Here is a 15,279-nt window from a genome sequence, read left to right as displayed (position 1 = left end):
GGATTCGGATTAAGTTCTAAGTAAATCTTCTTTTTAAATAAATATTTATTTAAATAAATTCTTAAAACTAATTTCAAGATTAAAAGTGGAGGAGATAGCAAAAATGACCAAGTATATTTTCGTAACAGGAGGGGTAGTTTCTGCTCTTGGTAAGGGGATAACTGCAGCTTCCCTGGGCCGCCTGCTTAAAAGTAGAGGTCTTAAGATCAGTATTCAGAAATTCGATCCTTATATCAATTATGATCCAGGTACAATGAGTCCCTATCAGCACGGTGAGGTTTTTGTAACTGATGATGGTGCCGAAACAGATCTGGATTTAGGCCATTATGAACGTTTTATTGACACGAATTTAAGCCAGAGCAACAATGTAACGACCGGAAAAATTTACGGATCGGTTATCCAGAAGGAGCGCCGGGGAGATTATCTGGGAGCAACTGTACAGGTAATTCCACACATCACAGATGAGATCAAAGAACGGATCACTAGAGTCGGTCGGGAGACCAACGCCGATGTAGTGCTGACCGAAATTGGTGGTACAGTCGGTGATATCGAGAGTCTGCCTTTTTTAGAAGCAATTAGACAGCTCAAAAATGATCTGGGCCGAGATAATATTCTTTATCTACACTGTACACTGATCCCTTATTTAAAAGCAGCAGGTGAGTTGAAAACAAAACCAACTCAGCACAGCATTAAAGAAATGCGCGGGATCGGGATTCAACCTGATATAGTTGTCTGTCGTTCTGAGTGGGAGCTGACTCAGGAAGTAAGGAATAAGATTTCTCTTTTTGGAAATGTAGAAAAAGAGGATGTTATCCAGCTGATTGATGCAGAGCATATTTACGAAGTGCCTTTAATGCTGGAAGAAGAGGGTATGGCCGAGAATGTAATTAAAAAGTTAAAATTAGAAGATAGGGTAGAGGAAGCAGATCTGGATAACTGGATTGAACTGGTGGATAAAATTAAAGATCGTGATCATCAGGTTAAAATCGGGATAGTGGGTAAATATGTTGAACTACCAGATGCTTACATAAGTATTGCTGAATCATTTACTCATGCCGGTATTGCCAACAACTGTGAAGTTGAAATAGAATATATTTATGCAGAAGGACTGGAGACCTCAGCCCAGGCAGAAAAAGAGCTGGCAGACTTAGACGGTATTTTAGTTCCCGGTGGATTTGGAGACCGTGGAATTGAAGGTAAGCTGAAGGCTGTAGAATATGCCCGCAAAAATAAGGTTCCCTATTTTGGAATCTGTCTGGGAATGCAGTGTGCAGTAATCGAGTATGCGCGCAATGAACTGCAGTTAGCAGATGCCAACAGCAGTGAATTTGATCAGGAAGAAAAGGAACCTGTAATAGCCTTAATGCCGGATCAGCATGATGTTGAAGATATGGGTGGAACCATGCGTCTGGGCCTTTACCCCTGCAAATTGAAGGAAGAGAGCATCAGTCGTGATGCTTACCAGGAAGAGGTTATCTATGAGAGGCACCGCCACCGCTACGAATTTAACAATCATTATCGGGAACAGATCGAAGAAGCAGGCATGGTCTTAAGTGGATTATCACCAGATGAGAGGCTGGTCGAGATAGTTGAAGTTCCAGATCATCCCTGGTTTGTTGGAGTTCAGTTCCATCCCGAATTTAAATCACGTCCAAATAGACCACATCCTTTATTTGTCAGCTTTATCAGGGCGGCACTAAAAAATAAAGAATAAGGGGGAAAAAGCATGGCAGGGGATTTAGTTAAATGTGACTTTGAATCACCAGTAGCAACTGTTACCATTAATCGCCCACAGGTTTTAAATGCCTATAATGAAGAGCTGCTGGATCAGCTCTCTCAAACTTTAGAAGAACTTTTTGCAGATCAAAAAGCAGCCGCAGTAATTTTAACCGCGGAAGGCAATAGGGCTTTTTCTGTTGGAGGAGATATTGATTATCTGGAAACCTTAAATAGTGAGCAGGCAAAAAAATTATCGCAAAAAGGACAGCGTTTATGCAGTTTAATTGAAAATAGCTCCCCGGTTGTGATTGCAGCAGTAGATGGATATGCCCTCGGTGGGGGTATGGAAATTACCCTGGCCTGTGATATTCGTCTTGCTTCAACCCGCTCCCGTTTTGGGCAGCCAGAAGTTAAACTTGGTATTATACCTGCTTTTGGTGGAACTCAGCGGCTGCCGCGCCTGATTGGGGAGGCAGAAGCTAAGGAGTTATTATATACAGGTGATATTATTGATGCTGCTCTGGCCTATGAGCTGGGTTTGATCAATAAAGTAGTTACTCCCCGCAGTCTGCTTTCTGAGGCAGGGGAGCTGGCCCTGGAGATAACTGATCGTTCTACAAAAGCTGTAAAGCTGATCAAAACTGCTGTTAATAAAAAGTACGAAGAAGCTTCAAAAGCGGGATATGAGTATGAGAGTGAAGCTTTTGCGGAATGCTTTAAAACTGAAGAACATAGAGTTAGAATTAGAGAGATGAAGCGAATTGTCAAGGAAGATAGCTAAAAGAGTCTGAACACTTAACCTAATTTTTGAGATTGAAAAAAGGATTTTTAGGACTAATGAAGAATAATTAGGTTAAGGAGGTGAAGACCTGGCCGCAAGTTTACAGGCCGGGATAAATAATGTTAATCAATCTTTCAACAACAATTGCTTTGAGCTGTCCTGCCTGTGGTTGTCTGGAAAAGGAAGAAATTAATATTTTTGAACTACCAGCAGGAGAATTAAAGCAGCTAAGCTGCAGCTGTGGAGCAGAAAAGGCTGCACTTAAAAGAAAAGAAAATTCTCAGATACAGATCAATTATTTCTGTCTGCACTGTAATAAAGCTCATAAACTCACAGTTTCTGCTCAGAAATTCTGGCGTTCAAAAGGGTTACATCCTCTTTCCTGCAGGGAAACAGGTCTGAATCCGGGATTTTTTGGTCCCCCGCCTTTAGTTAATGAGGAAATTAAGAAGGAAAAACAGGACCTGGAATTAATGGCAGCAGAACTTGGTTTTGATGATTTTAAAAGTCCAGATGTTATGCTGCAGTCACTTGATTTTATTCATGACATTGCTGCAGACGGAGCTTTAAGCTGTGAATGTGGTAGTGATGAGATAAACATAGAATTATTTTCTGACAAAATTCAACTAATTTGTAACAACTGTGGTTCGCACTTGAATATAGATGCTGTTAACCAGAATGATTTAAAAAATCTTAGACAGCTAAATAAAGTGCAGCTGCATGCTATTCAGGGAAAACCAAATAATTTTTAAAAGACCCTGAATTAATATTTAATAAGGAGGAAATAAATTATGAACTTAGTTCCAATGGCAGATATTTTACAGGATGCACACAAGAGAACATATGCAGTAGGTGGATTTAACATTAATAATATGGAATTCCTACAGGGTATAATGATGGGAGCAGAAGAGCTTAACTCTCCTGTTATCCTGCAGGCAAGTGAGGGTGCAATTCGGTATATTGGTATGGATTATGTGATGCAGATGGTAGAAGCTGCAACTAAAAATATTGATATCCCTGTTGCTTTACACCTTGACCATGGTAGTGATTTTGAAAGTATTATGAAATGTATCAGAGCAGGATTTTCTTCTGTAATGATCGATGCTTCCAAAAAACCATTTGAGGAAAACATTGCTTTGACTAAAAAAGTTGTAGAAGCAGCCCATAATGTTGGGGTTAGTGTAGAAGCAGAGTTAGGAACAATTGGTGGTACAGAAGATGACCATACAGTTGACGAAAAGGATGCAATGTATACTGATCCAGATCAGGCAAAAGAATTTGTAGAAGCTACCGGAGTCGATGCTCTTGCAATTGCAATCGGTACAGCTCACGGTGTTTATGCTGGAGAGCCTGAATTAGACTTTAAAAGACTGGAAACTATCAAAAAGCTAATTGATATGCCAGTTGTTTTACATGGAGCTTCTGGTATTTCCGCTAAAGATTTAGGCAAAGGAGTTAGCCTGGGTGTCAACAAGGTTAATGTAAATACAGACTTCCAGCAGGTATTTACTGCCAGAGTTAAGGAAATATTTGCTGAAAAACCAGAACTGTATGATCCACGTAAGTACTGTGGACCCGGTAGAGAGGCTATTGCCGAAAAGGTTAAAGAAAAAATTAAGATTTTAGGCAGCAATGATATGGCCTGGTAGATAATTATTGGTATATTGGTACCGGGTACTTGTAAAATATTTCCTATAATGATTGCTGAAAGCAGTTAATTGGAGATATTTTACAAGTGCCCGGTATCTTTATTTACAAAGGAGGATTTAATTGGCACAGCTCTGGTTAGAATTTATTTTAATGGCAATCTTTATAATTATTTCTGGTACTTATTTATCGCGATTTGGTGATATAATTGCTGATAAAAGTGGTCTGGGTCAGGCTTTTATCGGTGGAATTTTAATTGCAATGGCGACTTCACTGCCGGAACTGGTTACGAGTGTAAGTTCCGCTATTGTTGGTGCTCCAGATATAGCAGTTGGTAACGCTTTTGGCAGCAACACTTTTAATCTTGTTATTTTAGCCTTTGCCGATCTCCTTCAGGGTAAAGGTCCCTTATTACTCCGAGTTAACTACAGTCATATTCTTTCCGGCCTGGTAGGCATCTTACTTTCAGCTTTAGTAGTTTTCAGTCTTATCTTATCTAATTTTATGAATTTTAATTTAAGTGTTTTTGGTGTCGGAGTAGATAGTATAATATTACTGCTTACCTATATTGTTACGGTACGGATGATTTATCGCTATGATAAAAGAAATCCTCTGGATCCTGATGATCCGGTTAAAGAGGAGGATCCGAACCCGGATTATACTTTAAATAAAGCGCTGCTGGGATTTGCTGCCTGTGCAGTGGTAATTGTTTTTAGTGGTTATCGTTTAACTATTGCTGCTGACCAGATATCGATCATGACAGGAATCGATCAGAGTTTTATTGGCTCGATTCTGGTTGCTGCAGCAACTTCTCTGCCGGAACTGGTAGCAACTATTTCTGCTGTTAAGATTGGGGCCTATAATATGGCAGTCGGAAATGTATTTGGCAGCAATATCTTTAATATGACAGTTATATTCTTTGCAGATGTTTTTTACCGTCAGGGAGTGCTGCTGCATGATGCCCGGATAGTTCATATTTTAACAGCAACAGTGGGTATTGTGATGGCAACTATTATGTTAATTGGATTATTTTATCGTTCTCGCCGATCTTTTATGCTGATGGGCTGGGATGCAATTGCGGCTGCAGTTGTTTACTTTGCAGGGGTTTATCTGCTCTTTCAGCTCGGGCTAAACGTAATTTAAGAATATTATTCTTTACAGTTAATCAGTCATTTTATTAAAATAGTTTAAATATCTTCCAGTATTATTTTTAGATTAAGCTAAGATTCTTAACTAAGTAAAAATACTAAATCATCTCCGATTGGCATTTCGTGTGCCACGGTCAGCTCAGAACTTCCTGTTCTTCGTTCAGTTTTAACTCTGCTAATCATTAACTTTTTCTGGGTAATTTACTAAATTATCTCGACAAGAGTTTAGAGCCAAAAATATAAACTTTATTCAAAATTTGAAATTAATTACTTAAGCAGCAATAATATTCTTAAATGACTCAGCGGATACAGAAAGGGCAGAAAACTCTGCTGGGGAGTGGGCGGTAAATTTGGGTTCTAGATTTTGTTTCTGCCGGATTTTTTTGAATGGTAGATTATTAATAAAAGGAAGCTACATGTTAAAATTTAAGTATAATAAAATTATTTTATAAAAAAATAGGGAAAATTTAAGAAAGGTGGACTTGATGTGCTTAACATCAGTGAACTAGAAAGAAAAACTATTACAGAATTACATGAGATAGCAAAGGAAATGGGTGTCAGCGGTTATTCGCAGATGCGGAAAAAGGATTTAATCTTTGCTATTTTAAAGAAAGGAACAGAAAAAGGGGGTAACATCTTTGCTGAGGGAGTACTGGAGATTATTCAGAGTGAAGGTTATGGTTTTTTAAGACCTTCAAAGTACATTCCTTCCAGTGATGATATATACATATCTGCTTCTCAGATCCGGCGCTTTGATTTAAGAACCGGAGATGTTGTTTCCGGTCAGGTGAGAGAACCCAAAGATAGTGAAAAATATTTTGCTATTTTACGAATTGAGGCTGTTAATTATCAGGATCCGGAAAAGGCAAGAGAACGCTCACATTTTGAGGATTTAACTCCCCTTTATCCGGAAGAAAGATACAAGCTGGAATACCACAAAAATGAAATTTCCTCGCGCATGATTGATCTGATTGCTCCCATAGGTAAGGGGCAGCGTGGGCTTTTAGTTTCTCCTCCCAAAGCTGGGAAAACAGTGCTTTTAAAGAAGATTGCCAACAGTATTCGCTATAATTATCCAGAAAGCAAGATGATGATTCTGCTTATTGATGAGCGCCCGGAAGAAGTAACAGATATGAGGCGTTCGGTTGATGCGGAGGTTATTGCTTCTACTTTTGATGAGCCGCCAGAAGAACATATTCAGGTTGCAGAACTGGTTTTAGAAAAAGCAAAGCGGCTGGTGGAACATAAAAACGATGTAGTTATCTTATTAGATAGTATTACCAGGTTGGCCAGAGCTGCCAATGTGACTATTCCTCCAAGCGGCAGGACTCTCTCCGGAGGACTGGATCCAACAGCGATGCATTTTCCTAAAAGATTCTTTGGAGCAGCTCGAAATATTGAAGAAGGAGGCAGCCTGACAATTATTGCTACCTCGCTGGTAGATACAGGCAGCCGGATGGATGATGTAATTTATGAGGAGTTTAAGGGTACAGGTAATATGGAACTTCACTTAAATCGTCGTCTGGCAGAAAGAAGACTTTTCCCTGCTATTGATATTAACCGGTCCGGTACCAGAAAAGAAGAAATGCTGCTGGGAGAAAAAGAACTGGAGATTATCTGGAAGCTCCGTCAGCAGACTCAGGATATGTCAGAATATGAATTAATGAGTACTTTCCTCAAACAGTTAAAAAATACTAAGGATAATCAGGAACTGCTGCAGATGCTGGATAAGGTGTTTAAGAACTAAATTTTTGAATAAAAATTGGATAGGAGTATAAAAGCCACTTAACTTTTATTAGTTGGGTGGTCTTTTTTTTGTTTTCATTGTCAAACTTTGTCTAATTTTATATTTTTTAATATTAAAAGAAGGAAACAACTATTTTATATAGAATAAGGAATTAAAGTAATATTATTTTTTCACATAATTTTTAATTAATCTAACTGTACTGTCAGTTTTTTCTCTATCAGGTGTTTCTAAGAATCTCAATTTATTATCTTTCTATTTATCCTGTTTTGCTGGTTTAAATCTGCTCGTTATAAGTTTTTTAGTATACTTATCTGGTTTAAGTCAGTAATATCTATATAAAGGATAATTTAAACTTTTATTGATTAATTAATTTTAGATACAAACTTAAAAGGAGTGGTTTAAATAATGAATTTTTTTGAAAACAGGGGAAAAGTATTTGCTTTTTTAGTTGTTTTAATAACTTTTACTTTTTTATTGGCAGGTTGTGATAGTGGCGGAAGTGATGATCTTATACCAGTTTCGGTGACAACAGAAGTGGAAAATAGTGATGATTTAAATGCAGCTTTAAACTCAGATGTTACAGGTATTGATTTTTTGAACAAAATTGAAGGTGATGCTGAAATTAATGATAGAGAAGATGATTTAGTACTTAATCTAAGTGATAATACTTTAATAGGTAGTTTATTATTGAATCAGCCTTCTAACAATAATCCTTGGACATTTGCAATTCAAAAAGGTACTATCGATGGAGATTTAACTATTAATGATCCGGCAGTGTCTTTTACACTTGCTGAAGATGTTACAGTGGAGGGAGCTACTACTATTAAGAATGTAGCAGAAAATACCTTTAATAATAAAGGAAAAATTACAGAAGTAAATATATCAGATAGTGATGGTATTACATTCAATAATGAAGGTATTATTAATGGTGATATAGAAATTAGTTCTTCTTCCGTAACTAGTTCTGTAGTTAAAATAACTGGAAGCCTTAATGGTAATCGGATAACAGTAAGTGGTAATGGAGTAATAATCCAGTTAACAGCAAAAACTAATTCAGTTAATTTAGTAGTTAATGGTGATAATAATTCTATTCAACTAAAAGAGGGTGCTGATGTTACTGTTGAGGATAATGGTTTAGGAAATAATGAAGAAATAATTTCTACTAATTCAATTTCAGGTACTGTAGAAGCTGAAAAAGATAGTGAGCAAATAGAAGTATTACTGGTGGATTCACAGAAAAAGATAGCAGCCTTAGATCCATCTGAGGCAGATGCCAGATCTTCTTTAGACAGTCAGAACCGTTATGTTTTTGATGATGTTGATCCAGATAAAGATTATTATGTTCTTGCCTACGATGATGAAAATGGAAACGGGAAAATTGATGTTGATTTATTCAATAGAGATGATACTGTTAATATAACCGAACAAATTGGTTTTTATGGACATTATCCTAAGCCAGTATCAGTGGACCAGTCCCACATCAATAATTATGATATTAAAATAACAAAGAATATGTTTGGTGTTTTAATTGCTTCCTATGATGATTCTGAAATCATACCATTACCGGAAGCAGAAGTTGAGTTATATAATGGATATAATGGTGACTTATTATTCAAAGCAGATAATTTGTTTGAATCACCTGATGATGCCTATTTTGCTTTCTTTACCGGACTTGATGCAGGTAATTATTACTGGAAAGCTATAGAAGAAGGTTATCGCACCAGTGTTTCCTCTGTGGTTGAATTGGGAGTTGAATTTAATATAGTCACCAGAGTGATAGAATTATTTACGGAAAAAGAAATTGATGAAATTTTTGCATATACAGATATTACTGAGAATGATAGTTTGGTTTTAGCTTCAATTAACGAGTCTCCTGAAGTTGATACAGCTAATAGTCTAGAAGGTAAAAGTGTTAGTATTCTTGATAATTCAGGCGATTCGATAACTTCTGATATTGCTTATCTTGATTCCAATAAGAAGGTTTTAAATGACACTATTACTGGTTTTAATGAATATATAGAAGATGTAGACGGTTACAAAACTTTTGCAGCTGGTTCTGTGCTAACAGACGAGAAGATTCCGGGTCTGTTTAATGTAGAGTTAGAGGGAGAAGTAGCCGAAGAGTTTTATGCTGAAACTGGTAGTATAACTTTCCTTTATGATTATGTAAATTAAAACATTTAATATTAATTAGCCCCTGCTAACTCAGGGGCTTTTATCAGTTTATCTGGCATGAATATTCGCTACTCAGTGAAAATCTGATGTGGGGGTTAATAGTGCTAATCGCTAGTTGAAGACAGGGGTGTACATCCTGAGGTGTATCTGCAGTAAGTTAGAGGCAAAGCTTTGCTCTGAGGAATACGAACTGTATAAAAGGCACAATCCTGTGGGTGTGTTTGCTGAACAAAACGAAGTTCAAAACTATTCAAGATATGAAGTGTAAATACAGTAGATAGATGAAGTGGAAGCAAATATTATTAACCAGAGGAATGATGTAATTATCAAAAATGAAGAAAATGAGACTGTTAAGTTTTGGTCAGATAATAAAGGGTTTTATCAAGTTTTAGGTCATTTAGAATTAAAACCAGGTGAAACAAAAGAATATAATGGTAAATCAGATGTTTCTTTAGCTGAGGGCAAGTATACTGTTTCAGGTATAATTACAACGAAGGAACAAATAAGAACAAATGAGATAAATATACAAATAAAAAAATAGAAGTTTCAAAAGCAGGCAGAAATTTAGCTGACTTTTTTCCTTGCATAGCCAAAAAGCCTGTGTTATAATAAATCTTAGCGTGAAGATTTATGTCTTCAGCCCGATTTTTGAGACATAAAATAATCGGTGTAACAATAATTATGTATGCAAGAGAGGTGATATAGATGCGTGAAGGAATCCACCCAGACGTTAAAGAAACCACAATAACCTGTGCCTGCGGCGAGGTTTATACAACTAAGTCAACTAAAGAAGATATCAGGGTTGAAGTTTGTTCTAGCTGTCATCCATTCTATACAGGAAAACAGCGTAAAGCCAAAAAAGGTGGTCGTGTCGAAAGATTTAATAAAAAATATGGGATTTCAGATGAAAGCTCAGAAGAAGAATCTGAGAAAGATGCTGAGTAGAACGGAACAGAAATCCTTTTTTTCTGCTGCAGGGCTTAATTGCTCTGCTTTTTTTTTAGAAAAATTTTCATTAACTGGCTATAAAATAGTAAGTTTTTGAGTTGAAATTTTAAAGAATAATGATCAGCATAATAATGATGAGGTGGAATAATTGTATAAAATTACAAAAAGCGGCTGGCTCGAAGTAATTACAGGCCCCATGTACTGTGGAAAAAGTGAAGAACTGATCCGCAGATTGCGCAGGGTAAAAATTGCTAAACAGAAGGTAAAGGTTTTTAAACCTGTTTTAGACGACCGTTACAGCAAAAAAGATGTTGTTTCTCACAGTGGAAACAGTATAGAAGCAGTACCAGTTGATCATCCGGAAGAAATTTTAGAAAGAATCGATGCTGCAGTTGATGTAGTAGGTATTGATGAAGCTCAATTTTTTCATGAAGATTTAGTAGAAATTTGTGAAAATCTGGCTGACAGAGGGATCAGAGTTATTTTAGCTGGTCTGGATAGAGATTTTCGCAATCAGCCATTTGGACCGATGCCGGAATTAATGGCCCGAGCTGAATATGTTGACAAACTGCATGCTATTTGTATCCAGTGTGGAGAACCTGCAAGCAGAACCCAGCGCTTAATTGATGGAGAGCCAGCAGCAGCAGATGATCCGGTAATTTTAGTTGGAGCATCTGAGGTTTATGAGGCTCGCTGTAGAAGCTGTCACGCAATTAAAGGGGAATAATCTGCTGCCAATTTTAAAGATAATATGAGGTGAAATATAAATGTTTGATTTAGAAAACTTAGAAGAAAAACTGGATAAACTGGTTGATAATTACAAAAAATTAAATTCTAAACTCAGTGATCCAGAGGTAATCAATGATAGTGACAAATATCAAAAACTTTTAAAAAAACATGCCAAGTTAAAAAAGATTGTAGATAAATATAAAGAATATAAAGAAGCCAAAAAAGGTATCGAAGAGGCCGAAGAAATGATGGAGCTGGAAGATGATCCGGAAATGCAGGCCCTTTTTGAAGAAGAAATTGAGGAACTGAAGCCTAAAAAAGAAAAATTGGAAGAAAAGCTTCCAATTATGCTGCTGCCTGATGATCCCAATGATGAGAAAAACGTTATTGTAGAGATCAGAGCTGGTGCTGGTGGGGATGAAGCTGCACTTTTTGCAGCCGATTTATACAGAATGTATTCTCGTTATGCAGAAAATAAGGGCTGGAAGGTAGAAATAATGAGTGCCAATGAGTCTGCTTCTGGTGGATTTAAGGAAATTATTTTCACAATTGAAGGCACAGATATCTTTAAATATTTAAAGTACGAGAGTGGTGTTCACCGGGTACAGCGTGTTCCTTCGACTGAGTCCAGCGGCCGGATTCATACTTCTACCGCTACTGTTGCCGTTTTACCGGAAGCAGAAGAAGTCGATGTAGATATCAATACTAATGATTTAACTATTGACACCTTTCGTTCCAGTGGTCCAGGTGGTCAGAGTGTAAATACAACTGATTCTGCTATTAGAATTACCCATAAGCCAACCGGACTTACAGTTTCCTGTCAGGACGAAAAGTCTCAGCATAAAAATAAAGCCAAGGCAATGCGTATTCTGCGGGCCCGCCTGCAGGAGAAAAAAGAGCAGGAAAAACAAAAGGAAAGAGCTGAAGCTCGTAAATCTCAGGTTGGTACAGGTGACCGCAGCGAAAAAATTAGAACCTATAATTTTCCACAGGGGAGAGTAAGTGATCATAGAATTAATCTGACTGTCCACCAGCTGGATAAAATTCTTGATGGAGATTTAGATCCGGTAGTTGAAGCCTTAATTGAGGAGGATAACATCAAGAGATTGGAGAAGATCTAAAATGAATATTAAAGAACTTCTTAAACGCAGTGATCAGTTTCTGGCTGATAGAGGGATCGAAAGCTCCCGTCTGGATGCTGAGGTGCTGATGGCAGATCTCTTAGATATGGAAAGAATTAATCTCTATGTTAAATATGATTATCCCCTTAAAAGTTCTGAAGTTGACAGATATCGAGAAATGATAAAAAAGCGGGCACAGAGAATTCCTGTAGCCTATATTACTGAAAAAAAGGAATTTATGTCATTAGAATTTAAAATAAAGGAAGGGGTCTTAATTCCCCGGCCTGATACAGAAAATCTGGTGGAGACAGTTATTGAATACTGCCGTCAGAATGAGCTGCAGAGTCCCCAGATTATTGATGTGGGCACAGGTAGTGGAGCTATCGCAGTTAGTCTGGCTCACTACTTATCTGAAGCTAAAGTTGTAGGAGTTGATCTTTCGCCTCAGGCTCTGAAAATTGCCCGCTCCAACATGGAAAAACACGAATTAAGTGAGCGGATGAGTATTCTAAAAAGTGATCTGCTGGCAGAGTTTATTAAAAGGGAGATTAAAGAGATTGATATTATTGTCTCTAATCCCCCTTATATTTCGAAAACAGAAATGGAAGAACTGCCGCCTGAGGTCAAAAAAGAACCCAAAACTGCTCTGGAAGCTGGAGAAGACGGTTTAGACTATTATCGGCGTCTGATACCGGAAGCCGAAAAAGTACTTAAAAATGGTGGGAAAATCTTTTTAGAGATAGGTTATCAGCAGTCTGAGGCTGTCAGCAAACTTTTTGCTGAAAACTGGTCTCAGCTGGAAGTGAAAAAGGATTATGCAGAGAATGACAGAATTGTTTCAGCAGTTTTTGAAGCAGTTAAAAAAACTGAGACTGAAAATAATTAAAAATAATTACTGCACTATATAAAGTTAGGTGAAGCTGATGCAGTTTAAAACCGAAATCAAAAAAACAGGATACGGGGAAGAATTTCAGTCTGAGAGTATTGAAAAACATGCCCTTGATTCTGTTTTGAGAAATAAATTAAAAGAAGATCAGGCAGTTATTGAGGCCTCTGATCTCTTAAAAAATGGCGAAATTGTTGCTCTGCCTACAGAAACTGTTTATGGTCTGGCTGCAGATGCCATGAATCCGGAAGCTGTTAAAAAAATTTTTAAAGCCAAGGGACGTCCTCAGGATAATCCCTTAATTGTTCATATTGCTGATAAATCACAGCTGCAGCAGCTGACAGCAGCTAAAATTTCGGATAGAGCAGAAAAATTAATGGAAAAATTCTGGCCGGGCCCTCTGACTATAATTTTTTCTAAAAATCAGAAGGTGCCTGCTGTAACATCTGCTGGGCTGCAGACTTTAGCAGTCCGGATGCCGGCTCATCCTCTGATGCTGGCCGTAATAGAACGTTCGGGTCTGGCACTGGCAGCCCCAAGCGCCAATACATCTGGTTTTCCCAGTCCAACTCGAGCTGAACATGTTTATAATGACCTAAAAGGAAAAATACCGTTAATTCTTGACGGAGGCCCCTCTCATTTCGGGGTGGAATCAACAGTGATTGATCTCCGGGGAGAGCAGCCTGAAGTTTTGCGTCCGGGAGGTGTCAGCCGCAGAGAAATTTCTAGAGTTTTGGGAGAAGATGTAATATTAGCGGCTGAACTTAAAGACCGGCAGGTTTTATCTCCAGGAATGAAATATAGGCATTATGCTCCTCAGAAAAAATTATATATTTTTAATTTTGAAGATAAAATTTCAGTCTTAAATCAGGCTTTAAAAAGAGCAGAAAGCAAAAAGATTGCTCTGATAACAGCCAGAGAAAGCAAAATTGATAGAAAAAAACTTGCAGATAAAAAAATAAAGATTTTAAAAGTTTTCAATCATGCAAAACCGGAAGAACTGGCCCAGAAACTTTTTGATTTATTGAGAAAACTTGATGCTGATCAGAGTGTCAAAGAAATTTACATTGAAGAATTGGAGACAAAAGGTATCGGTGAAGCCGTAATGAACAGGATTTATAAGGCTGCCGCTGCTGATGATTATTCTCAGCCAGGAGGTGGAGACAATTAAAAAGATTTTATTTGTTTGCACGGGAAATACATGTAGAAGTCCAATGGCAGAGTATTTATTAAAAGACTTGATCTCAGAAAATGAAGAACTCAAATTGAAAAAATGGGAAGTTCTTTCAGCTGGAATTTCGGCTGTTAAAGGTGCTGAAGCCAATGAAAAAGCAAGTTCTGTGATGAAGGAACTAAATATTGATCTTTCAGAGCATATTTCTCATAATATAGATGAGATTGAACTGGGTCAGGAAGATTTAATAATAACTATGACCCGCAAGCACAGTCGGGCTCTGGTTCTGAGGCATCCAGATTTAGCCGATAAGATTTTTACTTTAAAAGAATTAAGTGAGCTGGATACTGATTCCAGAGACATTCAGGATCCTTTTGGTCTTTCCGAAGCAGTATATCGAAAAACTAGAGATGAAATCCAGGAGAATTTAAGGTTTTCATTGAAAAAACTAAAAAATATTGAGTTAATTGAGGAGGACTAAGCCTCTTTTAGTAGAATAATATTATATATGAAGGGAGAAATAATTTTGAGTGAATTACATGTAATGGACCATCCGTTAATCAGACACAAAATTGCAATAATGAGGGACAAAAATACCGGGCCCAAAGAATTTAGAGAGCTGGCTGATGAGGTAGCAACTTTAATGGCCTATGAGGTAACAAGAGATATGCCTTTAGAAGATGTAGAAATTGAAACTCCAATTACCAAAGGTAAATTTAAGATGATAGCTGGTAAAAAATTGGGGATTGTGCCTATTTTAAGAGCAGGTCTGGGGATGCTTGATGGTGTCCTGAAGCTGATTCCGGCTGCCCGGGTTGGTCATATTGGTTTATATAGAGATCCAGAAACCCTGGAAGCTGTTGAGTATTACTGTAAACTTCCCACTGATGTTCAGGAAAGAGATTTACTGGTAGTTGATCCCATGCTGGCCACCGGTAATACAGCTATGGAAGCAATCAGGTTTATTAAAGATAGAAATCCGCGCAGTGTTAAATTAATGGTTCTGGTTGCAGCTCCGGAGGGAGTTAAGAAAATTCAGGATGCACATCCTGATATTGATATCTGGGCAGGTGCTCTGGACGAAAAATTAAACGATCATGCTTATATTGTTCCCGGTCTTGGTGATGCAGGGGATAGACTTTACGGTACTAAGTAAAAAAATGTAGGTACCGGGTACTTGTAAAAATATCCCAAAAAAATTATT

General features: G+C 37.5%; 15 protein-coding genes. All 15 read left to right on the top strand.

From position 1 onward, the window contains the following. The first annotated feature begins 103 nt into the window (after window positions 1-103). The gene (locus C7958_RS06165) at window positions 104-1,714 is read left to right on the top strand and encodes a CTP synthase (protein WP_111571794.1); all 1,611 of its coding nucleotides are present in this window, start codon (window positions 104-106) and stop codon (window positions 1,712-1,714) included. Between the two features lie 12 nt (window positions 1,715-1,726). Further along, complete coding sequence (locus tag C7958_RS06160; protein WP_111571793.1) at window positions 1,727-2,500, top strand: enoyl-CoA hydratase/isomerase family protein; 774 nt, start codon at window positions 1,727-1,729, stop codon at window positions 2,498-2,500. Between the two features lie 119 nt (window positions 2,501-2,619). After that, window positions 2,620-3,252 (top strand): hypothetical protein, encoded by a 633-nt coding sequence (locus C7958_RS06155; protein WP_111571792.1) that lies wholly within the window; start codon window positions 2,620-2,622, stop codon window positions 3,250-3,252. A 39-nt stretch (window positions 3,253-3,291) separates the two neighbouring features. Next, the gene (gene fba, locus C7958_RS06150; protein WP_111571791.1) at window positions 3,292-4,149 is read left to right on the top strand and encodes a class II fructose-1,6-bisphosphate aldolase; all 858 of its coding nucleotides are present in this window, start codon (window positions 3,292-3,294) and stop codon (window positions 4,147-4,149) included. Window positions 4,150-4,270: 121 nt separating this feature from the next. Further along, window positions 4,271-5,290, top strand: coding sequence for a sodium:calcium antiporter (locus C7958_RS06145; RefSeq protein ID WP_111571790.1), 1,020 nt, complete (start codon window positions 4,271-4,273; stop codon window positions 5,288-5,290). A gap of 492 nt (window positions 5,291-5,782) precedes the next feature. Then, complete coding sequence (gene rho, locus C7958_RS06140; protein ID WP_111571789.1) at window positions 5,783-7,042, top strand: transcription termination factor Rho; 1,260 nt, start codon at window positions 5,783-5,785, stop codon at window positions 7,040-7,042. A gap of 405 nt (window positions 7,043-7,447) precedes the next feature. Next, entirely contained in the window at window positions 7,448-9,217 is a 1,770-nt protein-coding gene (locus C7958_RS06135) for a hypothetical protein (RefSeq protein ID WP_111571788.1), read from the top strand. 286 nt (window positions 9,218-9,503) lie between these two features. Next, the gene (locus C7958_RS06130; protein ID WP_166668480.1) at window positions 9,504-9,758 is read left to right on the top strand and encodes a BsuPI-related putative proteinase inhibitor; all 255 of its coding nucleotides are present in this window, start codon (window positions 9,504-9,506) and stop codon (window positions 9,756-9,758) included. Window positions 9,759-9,922: 164 nt separating this feature from the next. After that, entirely contained in the window at window positions 9,923-10,162 is a 240-nt protein-coding gene (gene rpmE / locus C7958_RS06125) for a 50S ribosomal protein L31 (RefSeq protein ID WP_111571786.1), read from the top strand. A 151-nt stretch (window positions 10,163-10,313) separates the two neighbouring features. Next, the gene (locus tag C7958_RS06120; RefSeq protein WP_111571785.1) at window positions 10,314-10,892 is read left to right on the top strand and encodes a thymidine kinase; all 579 of its coding nucleotides are present in this window, start codon (window positions 10,314-10,316) and stop codon (window positions 10,890-10,892) included. 40 nt (window positions 10,893-10,932) lie between these two features. Continuing rightward, on the top strand, window positions 10,933-12,015 hold the full coding sequence (gene prfA / locus C7958_RS06115) for a peptide chain release factor 1 (RefSeq protein WP_111571784.1): 1,083 nt from the start codon (window positions 10,933-10,935) through the stop codon (window positions 12,013-12,015). Between the two features lies 1 nt (window position 12,016). Then, on the top strand, window positions 12,017-12,901 hold the full coding sequence (prmC, locus tag C7958_RS06110; RefSeq protein WP_111571783.1) for a peptide chain release factor N(5)-glutamine methyltransferase: 885 nt from the start codon (window positions 12,017-12,019) through the stop codon (window positions 12,899-12,901). A gap of 37 nt (window positions 12,902-12,938) precedes the next feature. Further along, window positions 12,939-14,072 carry an L-threonylcarbamoyladenylate synthase gene (locus C7958_RS06105; protein ID WP_111571782.1) on the top strand — a complete coding sequence of 378 codons (1,134 nt, stop codon included), beginning with the start codon at window positions 12,939-12,941 and terminating at the stop codon, window positions 14,070-14,072. Beyond that, complete coding sequence (locus tag C7958_RS06100) at window positions 14,038-14,556, top strand: low molecular weight protein arginine phosphatase (RefSeq protein ID WP_111571781.1); 519 nt, start codon at window positions 14,038-14,040, stop codon at window positions 14,554-14,556. The genes C7958_RS06105 and C7958_RS06100 overlap by 35 nt, the downstream gene beginning before the upstream one ends. A 63-nt stretch (window positions 14,557-14,619) precedes the next feature. Continuing rightward, the gene (gene upp / locus C7958_RS06095) at window positions 14,620-15,231 is read left to right on the top strand and encodes a uracil phosphoribosyltransferase (protein WP_375669762.1); all 612 of its coding nucleotides are present in this window, start codon (window positions 14,620-14,622) and stop codon (window positions 15,229-15,231) included. Window positions 15,232-15,279 lie beyond the last annotated feature (48 nt).

This window comes from Halanaerobium saccharolyticum (assembly GCF_003259895.1).
GTDB classification, from domain to species: Bacteria; Bacillota; Halanaerobiia; order Halanaerobiales; family Halanaerobiaceae; genus Halanaerobium; species Halanaerobium saccharolyticum_A.
Note: the sequence above shows the minus strand (reverse complement) of the source record. Positions and strands in the feature narration are given on the sequence as shown.

What these genes read in the sequence shown, in the direction of transcription:
- upp (WP_375669762.1), top strand. Translation starts at nt 14,620, where the DNA reads ATGGACCATCCGTTAATCAGACACAAAATTGCAATAATGAGGGACAAA.
- C7958_RS06155 (WP_111571792.1), top strand. Translation starts at nt 2,620, where the DNA reads ATGTTAATCAATCTTTCAACAACAATTGCTTTGAGCTGTCCTGCCTGT.
- C7958_RS06135 (WP_111571788.1), top strand. Translation starts at nt 7,448, where the DNA reads ATGAATTTTTTTGAAAACAGGGGAAAAGTATTTGCTTTTTTAGTTGTT.
- C7958_RS06105 (WP_111571782.1), top strand. Translation starts at nt 12,939, where the DNA reads ATGCAGTTTAAAACCGAAATCAAAAAAACAGGATACGGGGAAGAATTT.
- C7958_RS06160 (WP_111571793.1), top strand. Translation starts at nt 1,727, where the DNA reads ATGGCAGGGGATTTAGTTAAATGTGACTTTGAATCACCAGTAGCAACT.
- fba (WP_111571791.1), top strand. Translation starts at nt 3,292, where the DNA reads ATGAACTTAGTTCCAATGGCAGATATTTTACAGGATGCACACAAGAGA.
- C7958_RS06100 (WP_111571781.1), top strand. Translation starts at nt 14,038, where the DNA reads ATGATTATTCTCAGCCAGGAGGTGGAGACAATTAAAAAGATTTTATTT.
- C7958_RS06165 (WP_111571794.1), top strand. Translation starts at nt 104, where the DNA reads ATGACCAAGTATATTTTCGTAACAGGAGGGGTAGTTTCTGCTCTTGGT.
- prfA (WP_111571784.1), top strand. Translation starts at nt 10,933, where the DNA reads ATGTTTGATTTAGAAAACTTAGAAGAAAAACTGGATAAACTGGTTGAT.
- rpmE (WP_111571786.1), top strand. Translation starts at nt 9,923, where the DNA reads ATGCGTGAAGGAATCCACCCAGACGTTAAAGAAACCACAATAACCTGT.
- prmC (WP_111571783.1), top strand. Translation starts at nt 12,017, where the DNA reads ATGAATATTAAAGAACTTCTTAAACGCAGTGATCAGTTTCTGGCTGAT.